This window comes from Paenibacillus glycanilyticus (assembly GCF_030161375.1).
GTDB classification, from domain to species: Bacteria; Bacillota; Bacilli; order Paenibacillales; family Paenibacillaceae; genus Pristimantibacillus; species Pristimantibacillus glycanilyticus_B.
Genome location: NZ_BSSQ01000033.1, coordinates 1 through 15,464, shown reverse-complemented (window position 1 = coordinate 15,464; position 15,464 = coordinate 1). Strand labels below are relative to the sequence as shown.

At 33.8% G+C, this 15,464-nt stretch carries 11 protein-coding genes; 9 read left to right on the top strand and 2 right to left on the bottom strand.

What is annotated here, in order from left to right:
- A partial coding sequence (locus QQK89_RS28940) for a hypothetical protein (RefSeq protein WP_284242238.1) occupies positions 1–319 on the top strand: 319 nt, incomplete at its 5' end.
- 156 nt (positions 320–475) lie between these two features.
- Here QQK89_RS28940 and QQK89_RS28935 read toward each other — a convergent pair.
- Positions 476–955: a helix-turn-helix domain-containing protein gene (locus QQK89_RS28935; protein WP_284242236.1), complete on the bottom strand. Its 480-nt coding sequence runs from the start codon at positions 953–955 to the stop codon at positions 476–478.
- Positions 956–1,174: 219 nt separating this feature from the next.
- Between QQK89_RS28935 and QQK89_RS28930 the strand changes: the two genes are divergently transcribed.
- Genes QQK89_RS28930 through QQK89_RS28910 form a run of 5 tightly spaced genes read left to right on the top strand, consistent with a single transcriptional unit; the run spans position 1,175 to position 8,756 of the window.
- Positions 1,175–1,903 (top strand): TnsA endonuclease N-terminal domain-containing protein, encoded by a 729-nt coding sequence (locus QQK89_RS28930; RefSeq protein ID WP_284242235.1) that lies wholly within the window; start codon positions 1,175–1,177, stop codon positions 1,901–1,903.
- Position 1,904: 1 nt separating this feature from the next.
- The gene (locus QQK89_RS28925; RefSeq protein ID WP_284242234.1) at positions 1,905–4,016 is read left to right on the top strand and encodes a Mu transposase C-terminal domain-containing protein; all 2,112 of its coding nucleotides are present in this window, start codon (positions 1,905–1,907) and stop codon (positions 4,014–4,016) included.
- Complete coding sequence (locus QQK89_RS28920) at positions 4,009–4,899, top strand: TniB family NTP-binding protein (protein ID WP_284242233.1); 891 nt, start codon at positions 4,009–4,011, stop codon at positions 4,897–4,899. The genes QQK89_RS28925 and QQK89_RS28920 overlap by 8 nt, the downstream gene beginning before the upstream one ends.
- A 15-nt stretch (positions 4,900–4,914) precedes the next feature.
- A complete protein-coding gene (locus QQK89_RS28915; RefSeq protein WP_284242232.1) occupies positions 4,915–6,954 on the top strand; it encodes a TniQ family protein in 2,040 nt (679 codons plus the stop codon).
- A gap of 26 nt (positions 6,955–6,980) precedes the next feature.
- The gene (locus tag QQK89_RS28910) at positions 6,981–8,756 is read left to right on the top strand and encodes a TniQ family protein (protein ID WP_284242231.1); all 1,776 of its coding nucleotides are present in this window, start codon (positions 6,981–6,983) and stop codon (positions 8,754–8,756) included.
- A gap of 23 nt (positions 8,757–8,779) precedes the next feature.
- Here the strand turns inward: QQK89_RS28910 and QQK89_RS28905 are convergent, their stop codons facing one another.
- The gene (locus tag QQK89_RS28905; protein WP_284242230.1) at positions 8,780–9,130 is read right to left on the bottom strand and encodes a helix-turn-helix domain-containing protein; all 351 of its coding nucleotides are present in this window, start codon (positions 9,128–9,130) and stop codon (positions 8,780–8,782) included.
- 128 nt (positions 9,131–9,258) lie between these two features.
- Here QQK89_RS28905 and QQK89_RS28900 point away from each other — a divergent pair, with 128 nt between their 5' ends.
- From QQK89_RS28900 to QQK89_RS28895, 3 genes are all read left to right on the top strand, one after another.
- Positions 9,259–10,260, top strand: coding sequence for a DGQHR domain-containing protein (locus tag QQK89_RS28900; protein ID WP_284242228.1), 1,002 nt, complete (start codon positions 9,259–9,261; stop codon positions 10,258–10,260).
- 50 nt (positions 10,261–10,310) lie between these two features.
- The gene (locus QQK89_RS29785; RefSeq protein ID WP_434481804.1) at positions 10,311–10,505 is read left to right on the top strand and encodes a DUF7695 domain-containing protein; all 195 of its coding nucleotides are present in this window, start codon (positions 10,311–10,313) and stop codon (positions 10,503–10,505) included.
- Between the two features lie 496 nt (positions 10,506–11,001).
- Complete coding sequence (locus tag QQK89_RS28895; RefSeq protein ID WP_284242227.1) at positions 11,002–14,724, top strand: hypothetical protein; 3,723 nt, start codon at positions 11,002–11,004, stop codon at positions 14,722–14,724.
- Positions 14,725–15,464: the final 740 nt, after the last annotated feature.

Sequence of the window (15,464 nt, the reverse complement as noted above, 5' to 3'; positions counted from 1 at the left end):
GGGGTTTAAAGATGGCGGAGACGCACAAGTTGGCGTTCTAAGGTCTGAGACTTTCACGCTCGGTGGGAATGGTGTAATTGACTTCCTAATTGGCGGAGGAAATAATATCAATAATTTATACGTTGCCTTAGTCCGTGCATCCGATGGAACGGAATTGCTGAAGGCAACGGGCAACGATAACGAAGCATATAGCCGTATTACGTGGAATGCTGCTTCTTTTGTGGGAACGTCATGTTATATCAAGATTGTTGATAATGCAACTGTAGGCTTTGGCCATCTTAATGTGGATGATGTGAATGTCCCTGCTGCAACATCTTAGGTGTCAAATGCGTTGTGTGTAAACGTGACTGTATATTCCCGATGATCACTAGTTTTGAAAAAGCTTCCTTCTAACCTAGAAGGAAGCTTTTCTTTATGGGGATTTAACTTGTTTAGGTAATAAATCAATTATGTATATGTCTATATAAACTGAAACTTAAGTAGCTTTCTTATACTTTAATCTCAAAAGTGATTCAATCTCAATTTTATCTTTATTTTCTAATGAGGAGAACATATTAACTAATTGTTTTTCATCTAGGGGATAGCTATTAACAAACCCTGTATTTAATTGAGTAAAAATATCAGTTATTAGCTGCTCTATAGGTATGTTTTTTTCTTGAGATATACGTTTTGCCTCACAATTTATAATTTCAAATATCTGCTGAATAAGTTGTTTATGATCTAATTGTTCGAAGGGATCATCTGCATGTTTATTACCTTCACCGAGTAATAACCATTCTATATTTATACCAAACAACTTGTTTATTGAAATAATTATCTCTATTGAAGGATTAAATTTTCCATTCTCTATTTCACTTAATGCTCCTTGTGATAAACCTATACTTTCAGAAAATTGACTCTGATTGAAGTTTAGTGTTTTCCTTATTTGTTTTAATCTTTCCCCGATTGACTCCACTGCTTTTCACTCCTAGTAATATTATTCTTACTATTAAAAGTATGTCCGCTCTATGTGCTTAATATAGTGATTTAACTACTAGATTATAATTTAATTATAATCCCATTTAAACCGATTAACGCTTAATTGAAGTGCTAGGTGTATAAAAATCTATTGATACGAAACTATTATTTGTAATATGATATTAATATTAGAATACTAATATTTTGGTGGTGTCCTATGTACAAATGGTCAAATAGAGACTGGTCGAGAGAGGATTCATTATACTCACCCAAACGAAAAGTAAATAATAAAAATAGCAGGTTACATCCTCATATAATTGGGAGCTTTTATAGCACAAAGATGCAGCGTACCGTGGAATACGAATCTTTAGGTGAGAGGCTATACTATTATTACCTTGAATTAGATAATGATGTAGTTCGGTATTATGTTCAGCCGGTTGAAGTACCCATTTATGCAAACAATAAGGTAGATGAGCATTGGCTTCATATTCCTGATGTTCTTGTGTTTCGTAATGGAGAACATCCTTATCTGCATCAGGTAAAACATGAGCCGGAAGAGAATAATCCAAAGCTCGAATTAATTAACTATCATTGTGAAAGCTACGCTGCCAATCGAGATTGGAATTACAGAGTGATATACCCTAAATCTCTTCCTCCAATCCTTCTCCGAAATGTACGCTTTTTAAAAAATTTTCTTAAAGAGAGATCCTACTATTCCACATGGTATATCAAAGTTAAAACAAGCCTATCCATTCTAGAGGAAACCAGTGTTTATCATCTTGCAGAAACATTTCGAAATGAGATTGATCCATTACTGATAAAACCTTTAGTCTATCATTTAATAGCATCTGGAGAATTTTTGGCTGATGTAAGCCAGATCATAGACTCAACAACACATATAAAGGTTAATAACACGATGTTAACTCTAGGAGCTGGAGGGGAGTAAATTGGCGTTTAATCAATTAAGGTTATATTCTGATTTTTCTTTGTATGGAAAAGTGCATAAGGTGGTTTCAATTAATCCACCTAATGTTTGGATAAAAAGAGTAGATGGTGAAGATCGTGAGATGTTATTTATTGATCTAGTAACACACCCCACCTTTATAGCTGGGAAATCAATGAAAACAAGAAAAAAAGAAGTTGTCGTTTACGATGCATTAGCTAAATTATCGGAAACAAGACGAGACGAGGTAAGTGATCGATTCGAAGTAATTCATCCCTTAATACTTTTAGATGAAATCAAATCGGGAAATCTTAGATCTGTCCAAAAATTTATAGATAAATACGGAACACTCCTATACGAGGGGGAGGATATTGAAAAACTAACTCAAGATGAAATCATCTCGAGAAACAATAAAATTAGAGAAATTCAAAAAAGAAAAAAGAGAAATAGATCAACCATTTTAGGATGGCTCAAGTTGTATAGAGACCAGGAAAATGAAGTGATGAATAGTGGTGTCGAGGGGCTAATCTTATCAAGAGGACGAGGGTATACAGGAAGAACGGACACAAAGACAATGGAGATATGTGACCCGAATAGACCTGATATTGTTCTTGACGTAATTAGTGTGAGACAAGATGATGCAGTCATTGCAATTGTAAAAAGAATTATAGAGAACGAGTATCTTACTAAATATAGGGTCTCAAAAGCTGTAGTACATCGTTCAATAAATGATGCATGTATAATACAGCAGCTACCATGCTTAAGTTATAGTACTGTTTCTGAGATTTTGAATAGGGTTGATGAGAAAGCAAAGGAGCTATATCGAAACAGAAAAAACGCCACCGCTATCTATGAAGATGTAGCGCGGGGGTATGCTGATCGAGATGCTTTACACCCTTTAGATATTATTCAAATCGATCATACCAGATTAGACATGCAGGTAATTGATGATATAACGGGTCTGACTATAGACCGGCCATGGATTACAATTGGAATAGATGTATATAGCCGTTTACCTTGGTGTTTGTATGTTTCATTCGAACCTCCGAGTATTAATGTTGTACGTAAAGCAATTCAACACGGAGTATTTTTCAAACATGCAAAGAAGAGATTCGGAACTGAATCGGAGTGGGCAGCATTCGGTATTCCCAATGTTATTTATGTTGATAATGGAATGGATTTTAAAAGCGGAGAAATAAAAAGATTAGTCAATGAAACCTTAAAAGCCGAGATCATGCATCGACCGGTCAGAACCCCGAGATATGGTGCTATTATTGAACGATTATTTCGAACAATTAATGACCAATTAATTCATAATATTTTAGGGACTACAAAAAGTAAGTTCGCTGATTTAGGTGACATTAACCCTGAGGAGGAAGCATGTTTATCACTTAGTCAAATTAGGAAAATTTTAATGGTTTATTTGACAGACATGTACCCTATTAAAGACCATAGGGGACTTCCATTGCATTCAAAAACACCATTAAATCGTTACAACGATGGATGTGTTGAAGCAGGATATCCTGAATGGATTGAGTCATCAGAAGAAGAAAGATATAGACTTGAGTTCATGTTAACGTTGAAAAAGCCATATACCCGCGAAGGGGTTAGATTGGACAATAGAATATATAAATCAGATGAATGTAGTGACATCATTGGCAAGAAGACACAAAAATATATCATTAAATATGATCTGGACGATATATCCAAAATTTATATCTACCATCCTAAGAAAGAAAGATTTATCGAGTTGTTTTGTTATTCTCCTGCCTATGAGCAAGTTGAAGGTGTAAATGCTTATACGTTTAAGCAAGTTAGACAAAAATGGATCGAAGAGGGGGAAATAAAAAAGAAAAGCATACCTGGTAACGATCAGTATGCACGTGCTTCACAACGTGTTCAAGAGGAGATCTTGACAGGATTGCATAAGAAGAAGCGTTTGAGAAAGGCTCTTGCCCGTATGAGTGAGAGTAGCCAGCAGAATATTGCTGAGGCATTCCTAACGAGTCAAACCCAAATTCTGAATGAAAATAAGACGAAATATTCAAGAGAAGAAGAGTTGTTTTTAGCTGCTGCATTAGCAGAGGAAGAGGAAGGTTGGGGGTCAGATGCATAGTAATACTGAAGCAAGTGACTTTGCTAATCGCATAGCAGATTTATTTGTGGTTCATGAGGAAGTTCAAAGAATATGGGATCGCTTTGATTCATTAAGGCTTCACTTAAGGACTGGAAAAAAACATGATCCCAAACATTTATTACTCACAGGGATATCAGGTGCTGGTAAATCGCAGATTGGATTTAGATATAAAGAGAATAATCCAGGCTACACGTTAGTGGAAGACAAGAAGAAAATTGATATTAGACCAGTACTATATATAAAGCTTCCCTTTCCATTTACTATCCAGGCATTTTACAAAAAAATTTTAAGTGCTTTAGGGACAAAAATTTTTCGCTCAGACTTAAGAATTGATTTTCTAAAGGATCAGGCACTCCATCTTCTTCGTCAGCAGCGTACAGAATTAATTATATTTGATGAATTAAACTTCCTGACTAGAACAAAGCGAATTGATGATCAAGAGGGGATGGAAATATTTAAGGATTTATCTAATGAAGGAGTATCGTTTGTGTTTATGGGAACACCAAAAGTTGAATATTTACTTGGTTTGGAGGATGAATATTTTAGACGATTTACATTAGTACGTTTAAAAGCATTTGATGAATGCGATGAGCGATTCTGTAGCCTTCTAGAGAATATTGAAAAACAAATTCAACCTCCATACAAGTTAAAACTCGGAGATAAGAAGTATGGTAAACCTCAACTTCTTCATGAATACTGTGAGGGGAGAATTGCTTATTTACATAGTATTATTGTTGAGGCGTATCGTTTATTAAAGGTATTTGATAAGGATTTTCATGATATCAGTCAAGCGAAACTAACTGTAAAAACTTTAAGAGAGGCCAAGGAAAGCTTATTCGGGAAGCAACCAGAAAAAGCATAACATAGGGATTTCATAATGGTTAATGATTCACTAACAATAAGACCAGTACCAGCTTCTGGGGAATGTTTAACGTCTTTTTTAATGCGCGTTGCGAGTTTAAATCGTTGTCAATTGAAGGATCTGTGGGGAGATATACATATCGGTTCGATTCACGGTAAACGAAATAATTTAATGCATAAATTGGACGTAAATAACTCTTTAACTTCTTTTGATAACCTATCTAAGCTGCTTAAAAATAACGTGACATCCAATGAGCTGAGTCAATTAACTTTTAATTCTGTTTTTCTAAAGTTTTATAATGAACCTCATGATAATGTAGAACGGGCTAATGTAATGATTAGACCTTATATCAATATGAAACACAGAAGAGTATGCCCTCTTTGTTTAGAAGAAAAAGGGTACTGCAAACTAATTTGGCAAGTTAATGATATTAGTGTTTGCACAGAGCACCATGTAAAGTTAATTGATTCATGCAAATTTTGTGAGACAAAGATACTTTACAGTGATCCTATTCTAGATACTTTAACCTGCAACAATCCAGCCTGTAAACGACTTATTAGCGATGGAGCGACATTCATAAATGATAAATATTTTTTAGAAGAACAATATTTTCATATTGAGAACTGGGAGAATCTTTTGAACTACGAGTTTATATTAACACGTAATTATAATGACTTAGATCTCGAGCGATCACTTGCCTTAAAGCTTCTGTTTGTTGCACAGAATCAGGAAGCCACTTATCGCAGAAGTCATGTTTTAGGATTGAGTACTAATATAGTGAAAAGCTTGATTTCATTTATACGTAGCGGTAGAGCTACAAAAAAGGTCACTTTAGAGCTAGTTTTCAATCAGATTAATAGACTAAAAATATCGTTAGAAGATTTTCAAAAGATAGACGTTCCTGAGTCTTATGTCTCAAGTGTCAAAATAGAGGAGAAGTTAATCGTTCCTCAAGCTTGTAAAACCCCATGGTGCCCAACATTCAATAGTCCTAACTTTACTATGGAGGCTATGTATAATCGAATTGAGCCTAGGAAAAAGGGGAAAAGATATCCGTACTACTTCGTTTGCAAAGAGTGTTTTTTAAGATATGGGTACGACCCTAATTCAGGGGAGTGGCAAGAAATTGATGGGAAGATCGATTTACTCTCTTGTATTAGAGAGTTTGCACAGCAGGGGTTTACTCGTTGTGAAATTATAAAATGCATAGGTTTAAGTATATTTCAAATGAGTGAGTATTTTGGTTACTTAGCATTTCATAATTTACTTCCGGATTCAATCGCAACTAAATACACTGTTCAGAAAATCCCGGATGGTTTAGTGAATTACTTCGAGGCTCTTAACTATGATTTGAGGACATCACCAGAGGATAAATATATTAAAGCAAGAAACTTATTTGGCTGGACTTTAATTCAATACAGCTATTATATTGCACAAAAGGAAGTACAACTCTTCTATTTTCATAAGAAAAGCACTTTAAAAAAACCTCTGAGAAAGTTTGAAAATCTTGCAAAAGATTTAGAATCCGTCTTAACTAATATGAAAAAGTTAGATATAAAAATCAACTTTCCAAGTGTTGCTAAAGCATTATCCTGTTCGGAGAGTACGTTAAATGTGCACGGTTTATCTGACATAATAAATTGTGCTAAAGAAGAGCAGAATGCTATTAGATTGTATAGAGAGAAGGAAGCGCTACGATCAAAAATTGAGCAATATTTTAAGTTAACTGATAATCAAACAATTAAGCTTGGTAATGTATATAAGTACCTTGATAGAAACAGAGACTATTTGGTTGAGAAGTTCCCAGACCTAAATAAACAATTAGTGGATAGAGTGAAACAGCAGAATAATAGAGGGAGATTAGATATTCTAACTGAAAGGACGAAAGATATTCGTAAGGTAATAAATGAACTTAGCCAAAAAAGAAGATCTCTTAACCCTTCTCTAGTTGCTAAAGGATTGGGTATTCAATACATACATGTTTCCGGGTATAGGTCTTTAAAAGCCCAGATTATAAGAGAGATAGAGGAGTACTATAAGCAATTGTTGAGTTGAATCTCATTAAATTGGGAGTTGTGTCCATGTCTTCCGTCATTATTAATGTAGGTAATGAAGAATCACTTGTAAGCTATATGACTCGTTTTGGTGAAGCCAATGGAACAAGCTTATTAACGGTTTGGAATTATACAAGGAACAGTAGTCAGAAAAGATATCCTCAGATGAAGGATGCTCGACTTCTTGAAATATCCCCACTAGTACTATTAGATACTTCATTACTTGCAGCTGAGACGGAACTAACAAAGTCACGTATTCTATCAATGACATTTTTTTTCGTTTTTCGGAAATTAAGTGGTGGAAGTAAGGCACATCATTCACGTTTTTTAAGAGAAGTGCTTCGTGAAGAATTATGTTTTTGCCCTCATTGTCTTCATGAGGAGAGGGGAATAAATCTCAAGTGGAAAATAAGGGGGGTGGATTACTGTCTCCTACATAATTTTCTTTTATTATCAGAGTGTACCCATTGTAATAATAAAATTGAATTGCATCAATTAGTTAATGTTTCAGTGTGCCCTTTTTGCAAAAGTGATTTATCTAAGTGTTTTCAATCATCACCATCTGAAGTTGATGATAAATGGTTAAATCATCAAAAAAGAACTCAACAATTATGGGAACAACTCCTCTCTCCAGAAGAAATCACAATCGAACCTAATGAGGCAGCAATCCGGCTGTTGTATTTGTTAAATAATAAAGGACCTATCTTTAATCGTCTTGAGGTTTTAGAAATGGCTTATAATCTAAAGGTTCAATTGCCATGGCTCCTACAGGTGGCTCGAAATAGCCTCTCGAAAAAGAGAACATTGCATATTGAAACATTACTACGAATATTGATTCATTATAGAATGGATATTAGGGCTTTTATTGTTTTAGATATCCCTTGTTCATTTAGAGATTCTCTCTTAAATACTCGCAAGAATGTTAGTAATTTTTGTTGCAGTGCTCCTTGGTGTAATTTTTTTAATAAACAGGGGTCTTTAGTTAGCACGGGTACTGGAACAAAGAAATATAAAAATGGACAAATTCTTCACACTCACGTAGGTTGTACTGCATGTGGATGCCGGTTTGCACTGACTCGTAACAATCAAATTATCACTAAGGATGATTTTATTCAAGCATTTGAGGTGATTAAAACTACCGATAGTGATGAAGCCGATATTTCTCGACTTTCGAATTACTCAAACCGTAAAAGGAAGCGTGTAATAGCATATTTTAAAACAAGAAGTGTTTTTAGCAACTTATCTTATACGGTGGATAATAACAAGCTAAGGGGTGTTATTGAGGATGTTCAAAAAGGTAAAACACTAAGTGAAATTCAACTCTGGAACTGCTGGATATCGGAAGAGGAGTTCTTTGTATATAGATACCATTCAGCTGTATTAAAAGAACTACTATGTTATAAAAGACCCGCGCTGCCTAGAAAAATAAGAGATATATATTACCCAAAGATTATTGCTTTGGGTGAATTCTATTTGGAGAATGATCAAGAAATCACAGTAGAGGGCATCTCGACTGAGATCGGGGTATCTTCTAATACGCTAAGTAAATGGGGATATAACAAGGTAATTAAGGATTATCGAGAAAAACAAAGGGAGATAAGACTTCAAAAATGGAAAGAGAATATTTATAGAGACATTGATTTCTTTTTTGAATCCAATGTATCAGAGAAAATTCTAAGCCAGGATGTTTATAAATCCATAGGGGTAAAACAATCATATTTATGTCACTTTGCCCCTGAAATTAATCTCTATATAAAAGAACACAGAGAGAATTATAATCTCCAAAATGAATTGAGGGACTAAAATTTGATCCAGCCCCTGCGGTTTTATACTCTTTTAAAAGATACGATGTCTTTTAGTAATCGAAGTACAATTTGAAGTTCGGAAGATTTTAAAGAATAAAGGATGGTATCAATTTTAGTAAGAATTTCAGATTGTTCTCGATTCTGCCCTTTCTTGCTGCTTTCAAGCAATTCAGCAGGATTTATTTGTAGGGCATCTGCAATTTTGTTTAAAGTATCTAGGGTTATATTAATCTCTCCACGTTCGATCCTTCCAACATAAGACTGATCTATTTGCAGCATTTCTCCAAGATCCTCTTGCGTATAGTTATTTGCTTTACGATGCAATCTAATTCTCTTACCTACCTCTAAATAAATGTTAGCCAGTTTACTCACCTCTCTCCTTTAAGAGTAGGCAAGTATTAATCTCTGTTGAAGATGCATAAACTACATATTGCCATTTGAAAATAGTACATATATATCCTAAAATTAAAGCATAATATTAAATCAGGGAGAAGTGTATTATGTCAGTTTTACCTCGTTATCATGTTATTGAAAATGTGCTGCAGTATAAGATGCGTGGGAAAGTCGCATACCTTGGAAATGTATCGGCTTTATCGGCTCTTCAGATCACCTATGTGAAACCTTTTGATCATCCATCTGGGAAAGGATATCAGCGCCCAGTCGATAGCAAACGCTGCAATGACTTCGCTAAATATCTCTCGCAAGGGGATAATGCGTTATTTACCCCCATTCTGTTAAATGCAGAATCGAAGTGGGAATTCACACCTTATGATAAAGGCAGGTCAACGTATGGCCGCTTATTATGCAAGGACAAGGCATCACTAATGGATGGCCAGCACCGCTTGGGAGGAATAAAACGCTACACACAGGATACGCATTCCGAAATTAATGTACCGTTCTTAGCTTTCCATTATCTGGATGAAGATGAGGAAATTAATCTTTTTGATACCATTAATACAAAGGCTAAGGGGATAGGTATTTCGTTAAGTAAATATCTCCATCGGAACTCAGATGATATTAGTTGGATCTCTACAGAGCTAATTACTCGTGGAGATAGTCCGTTTCACTTTTTAGGGACTTTAACAGGGAAACGATCATCGGGACGTCATGTGACGCTCCAGAACCTTTATAAAGTAATAGAGTTAATTACGAAGTATGAGAAGGTACAGGCATTATCAAAAGAGGAAAAACTGACGTTAGCGCTTGTATTTTTCAATACAATTAAAGAGCAGTTCAATAAGGAGTGGCTTGATTACAAAGACTACCGGCTTACACATATTGTAACTCTTAATGCATTAGCAATTGCAGGGTCAGAAGTGTTCTACAAAGCTGTTGGCGACCAGAAACAACAAATAGACTATAGTTTTATTATGAAGTGCGTTAAGAAGCTTAGAAGTGTGGATTGGTCCGCAGCAGGGCCACTAAGGTATATAAAGGGTATGAGTGGTTCAAGGACTTTAGCAAATGATTTGATAGTTCAGATGGTGGATAAGGGAAAATAAACAATCCGTTGGTAGTCGAATAAAACTATTAAGATAAAGGGGTGTAAATAGTGCGGCTTAAAATAATTGTGAATGCTATTAGATGTAAGAATTGTTTGTCTGTAATTGAATCTGTAGATCACCATGATATGAAGTGGTGTACTTGCGGGAAGGTAGCTATTGATGGTGGAACCCAATATTTGAAGCGCACGGGATTACTTGAAGATTATGATGAGTTATCTTATTGTGTACCGTTAAACGAATAGGGTTTTCAAAACTCTTAAATCAGCTGAAAGCCTTTATGAAGAGAATGCGGCAGGTAAAGATGAAACTTAGTCAAATTCGTTGTAGGGTCGTTGAACTGAAAGACAGTTATGATTGGCGATGGTGGATAAGGGTAAATAAATTAGTCCGTTGGTAGTCTCGGGTAAACTGGGAGCCAACGGATTATTTATTTTTGAGTGTCTAAAAGATAGTTCTTAAGTAAGGGATATGAGGTGGCTTTTGGAGGGAAATGTAAGTTTATGTTGAATATAATAAGTTATTAACATATTGGAGGAAGTCTGTGGATATTCTCGATAATCCTGCTACAATAGCAGCTGTCATATCAGGTAGTATTACTTTGTCTGAAATAGTAGTGCAAACGGTCTTATCAGTATCCAAAATAAGAATGAGGTTCGTTCAAATTTTGAGAAGGTACTGACTGAGAAGCTAGAAGTTAATACTTAGCTTTTAAATCTCTGTGAGGTAGAAGGTGTTATTGTGAATACTAATTTAGAAGTGAATTTTCAAAAATTAACTCCTATAAAAGATGCTGATTTGAAAATATATAAAACAGCGTTAGACTTTGTGCTACAAGAACAAGATTTAAAAAATATTGCAATAACCGGCCCTTATAGTGCAGGTAAAAGTAGTACAATCGAAACGTTTGAAGAAATATCTAAAAAGAAGTTCTTACATATTTCTTTAGCACATTTTGAATCTGCTAATGGCGAAGTATCTAGTGATACAAAAGATAAAAAGGACTTCCATAACATCGATGCAGTATTAGAAGGTAAAATACTTAATCAACTCATTCATCAAATTAGCCCTAGTGATATCCCTCAAACGCAATTCAAAGTAAAAAGAAAAGTATCTATCATCACAAAAACGAAGATGATTATAAGCTCAATTCTACTCACAGTACTGTTTGCTCTAATACTCTATATTAAGAACTTCAAGAATTGGGGAGAGTTTGTAGGGAAACTTTCTCCGCCATGGCTTAAATCTGTATTAATGTTTACTACGAAAAGCAGCACAATTGTTATAGGGGGTATTGTTTGTGCATGTATTGCTTCGTATTTGATTTATAGTCTAATAAAACTTCAGTACAACAGGAATATGATTAAGAAGATAAAAGTTCAGGGGAATGAAATAGAAATATTATCTGATACAACAGAATCATACTTTGATAAATATCTTAATGAGGTTTTATACTTGTTTGAAAATGCAAAAGTAGATGCAATTGTATTTGAAGACATGGATAGATTTGATGACAATAAAATATTCGAAAAGCTAAGAGAAATAAATATATTAATAAACAAGAAGAGCAATAAGATAATTCGTTTTTTTTATTTACTGCGAGATGATATCTTTGTATCTAAAGATAGGACTAAGTTTTTTGATTTTATTATTCCGATAGTTCCAGTTATTGATGGCTCTAATTCATACGATCAGTTTATTAATTTATTTAAAAAGGGAAATATCTACGATAGCTTTAATAAGGAGTTTCTTGAAGGTCTTTCATTATATATTGATGATATGCGAATTCTTAAAAATATATATAACGAGTACGTTATATACTATGATCGAATTCAATCAACGGAATTAAATCGTAACAAATTATTAGCAGTAATTACATACAAAAATATATTTCCAAGAGACTTTAGTGAGCTCCAACTTGGAAGAGGCTTTGTTCATACCATTTTCCAGAACAAATCACAATATTTTAGTGACCAGATTCTTCAATTTAAAAATGAATATCAGAATATTCAAAGCCAAATCGAATCAGCGAAAAATGAAATATTTAATGAAGTGGAAGAGTTAGAAGTTCTTTTCTTTAAACCTTCTGGATTATTAAGAGTTAACGGGAGACTTGAATATCAATTTCAATCACGTCGAGAGTTTTTAAAGGAATTGAAAAGTAGTCCAGATAATGTTCAGGAACTAAGAGGTAATGGTTATTATAGTTATGATGTTCGTGCTGAATTTGATAAGTTAAGTAATAATACAGACTTTAAAAAAAGAAAGCGTTTAATTGAAACTAAACCAATACTAAATGAATTGTCTTTGCAATCTAACGAACTACTAAATAAGATATCATTACTTGAAGGTAAAAAACTACAAGAGATTATTACAAAGGAAAATATAGATAGTATTTTCCGTGCTTCGCAAACGAATGAAATTGGAATTAAGTCTGACTTTAATGAAGTGAAGTCGAGTTCCTACTTTACTTTAATTAAATACCTTATTAGAAATGGATACATTGATGAAACATATCCTGACTATATGACTTATTTTTATGAACACAGTTTATCCAGGGCAGATAAAATCTTCTTAAGAAGCGTTACCGATGAAATTCCAAAGGACTTTTTATATGAATTAAAGGATCCTGCACTCGTTGTTTCACGACTTAGAGATACAGATTATGATAATGAGGAAATACTTAATTTCAGTTTACTTTCACATTTACTGATAAAGGAAAATGAGAATATTGGAAGGTTTATAACACAGCTGAAAGTGAAAAACAGGGTGGATTTTATCCATCAATTTTGGGTTATGGGTAAAGAGAAAGAGAGGTTTGTTTTTGAATTAAATCAAAGGTGGCCAAATGTTTTACAAATAATTTTAAGTAGTATTTTGTTTACTGTTAATCAAAAACAACAATATGTCCTAGATACTATTTATTTTTCTCCGGAAGAAGATTTAATAGTCATGAATGATGATAATTTTTTAAATTCGTATATATCTGGGAATGAAAATTTTTTACATATATACGAACCAAATGTCCCATTAATTATTAATCGACTGCTTTTGTTAGGGGTTAAATTCTTAGACATCAACAGTGAAAAAGCTAACTTGTCATTGTTTAAAAGTATTTATGAGGCTGATCTCTACCAATTAAACTTTAAAATGATAAAGTTAATTATCGAAAAGTTATATGAAGTACCCACTGATGATATTGAGCATAAATTATACACAATTATACTTTCTAAGTCTGACGAAAGGTTAGTAAGTTATGTTAAGAGCCACATAGATCATTTAATGACCGTTATATTAGAAAATAGCGATGAAAAGTTATTCGATGATGAACCAGTTGTGGTCGCTATTTTAAATGACACAGATATTAGCTTCGATAATAAAAGTCAATATGTATATTATTCGCGGACTTTAGTCGATAGCTTGGATGCAGTTACTGATCTAGATATTTGGAAGGATATTTTACGTCTAAGGAAAGTAAAATACACGGAATTCAATATTCTTAGTTATTACATTGTATTTGGATTAGATAATATTCTAATTGATTTTATTAATAGTGATTCAATTGGTTTCATGATAACGTATGAAAAAATACAAGAGAAGTATAACCCAGATGATGCCGTTCAATTGTATGGAGATATTATTAGCTGTAACGAATTAATTGATGCCAAATTTGAAATGTTCATAAGAGGTTTTGGAAGACACTATGAGAAGTTCGAGTATGAAGGTATAATACCAAGTCATATCAGTGTTTTAATTAAGTATAAAGTTATATTCATGAATCAAGAGAATTTACTTTATATGAGGGCTAACTACTCGGACAATCTAATCGATTTTATATGTGAAAATATAATTCGATATACCGATGAAGTGATTAATGAAGAGATATTTGATTTCTTGGAGTTGTTAGAGGTGTTGAGAAGTAATGTTGAAGATTCATCCAAATTAAAATTGCTATCTTTTACTCAAAATTCGATATCAGTTAATAGTAATAAGTTTTCTGAGGAAATTAAGGAACACATACTACAGCATAATTTTAACGTTGAGGATGTTCCTTACTTATTAAACATTTTCAAATCCGTTGGAGCAAGACTAAAAACAATTATTCTAACCTTGTTAACACAACATATTGATATTGTCTTAAGTAAACAGCATATTGTTTCATATGACATCTTAATAAATTTACTTAGAACAGATGAGTTAACAGCTGTGAAAAAATTTGATTTATTACTTGAGCAACTCATTAATCTAAATGAAAAGCAGGTAATTGGCGCTCTTGAACTGCTGGGGATGGAAGATGCGGTGGGGGTATTTAAAGGAAGAAGACCAAAATTCGAAGTTAACGACAGAAATGAAAAAATGCTCAGTATTTTTAAGACAAGAGGATGGATTACTACCTTTGAGGTAGATAAAAAAGAAGGATCATTTTATCGAGCTAATGGTCGTTATTCACAACACTTACAGTAAAGGCTGCAGAACCTGCACTAATCAGTAGGGACATTTTTGGTGGTATTACAATCTTGAGAATACCATTACGTAGTGGTAGTGTCCTTTCGCGACGTAAATGAGACATTTTTATCAGCCTTCTCTTAAGTGATTTAATACAATATAAAAAAATGATATAATTGTTATGGCCCTGATTGTTCCGTTATTACTGGTCAAGCCGACGTACATTGAGTTACCCCCATCATGGGCAGTTGGGTATCTATTATGACGGAGGTGCTGCCTATGGTATCAGATATTGGAACTATAGTTTGTTTTATTGCACTTTGTGGAATTAAACTTCTACCAATCCTTGACCAGTTATGCGGAGCTCAAGTTAGATGCAAAAACAATAACTGTTTACATCATAAACCAAAGCCCAAGACATTAGATGTCTCGGGCTTTTTAAGTTTACATGAATGACATAACACTTAATTTTCTTTTTAGAACAATTCAAAGTCTTTAATTAGACGCTTAGTCTAATTCTCAATGGCTGACTATTTCCTAATTATAAAAACCGCAAAACTTAAGATTTAGGTAACGGATTATGTCTTGTTTATAACCGTTAAATCGACGAAAAGTCTTGAGTTATAAAAGAGATTGTCTAGTTTATTCTTGAAAAGATCGTGAATTTTAAGGTTTTATTGTCTCGTTTATAACCGTTACTCACAAAAAAGCAGTAGTGGCATGGGACTGACCCCCATTTGTGAGACAGGGATCAAAAC

Coding starts and splice junctions, on each gene's coding strand:
- QQK89_RS28930 (WP_284242235.1), top strand. CDS start 1,175: ATGTACAAATGGTCAAATAGAGACTGGTCGAGAGAGGATTCATTATAC.
- QQK89_RS28920 (WP_284242233.1), top strand. CDS start 4,009: ATGCATAGTAATACTGAAGCAAGTGACTTTGCTAATCGCATAGCAGAT.
- QQK89_RS28915 (WP_284242232.1), top strand. CDS start 4,915: ATGGTTAATGATTCACTAACAATAAGACCAGTACCAGCTTCTGGGGAA.
- QQK89_RS28910 (WP_284242231.1), top strand. CDS start 6,981: ATGTCTTCCGTCATTATTAATGTAGGTAATGAAGAATCACTTGTAAGC.
- QQK89_RS28900 (WP_284242228.1), top strand. CDS start 9,259: ATGTCAGTTTTACCTCGTTATCATGTTATTGAAAATGTGCTGCAGTAT.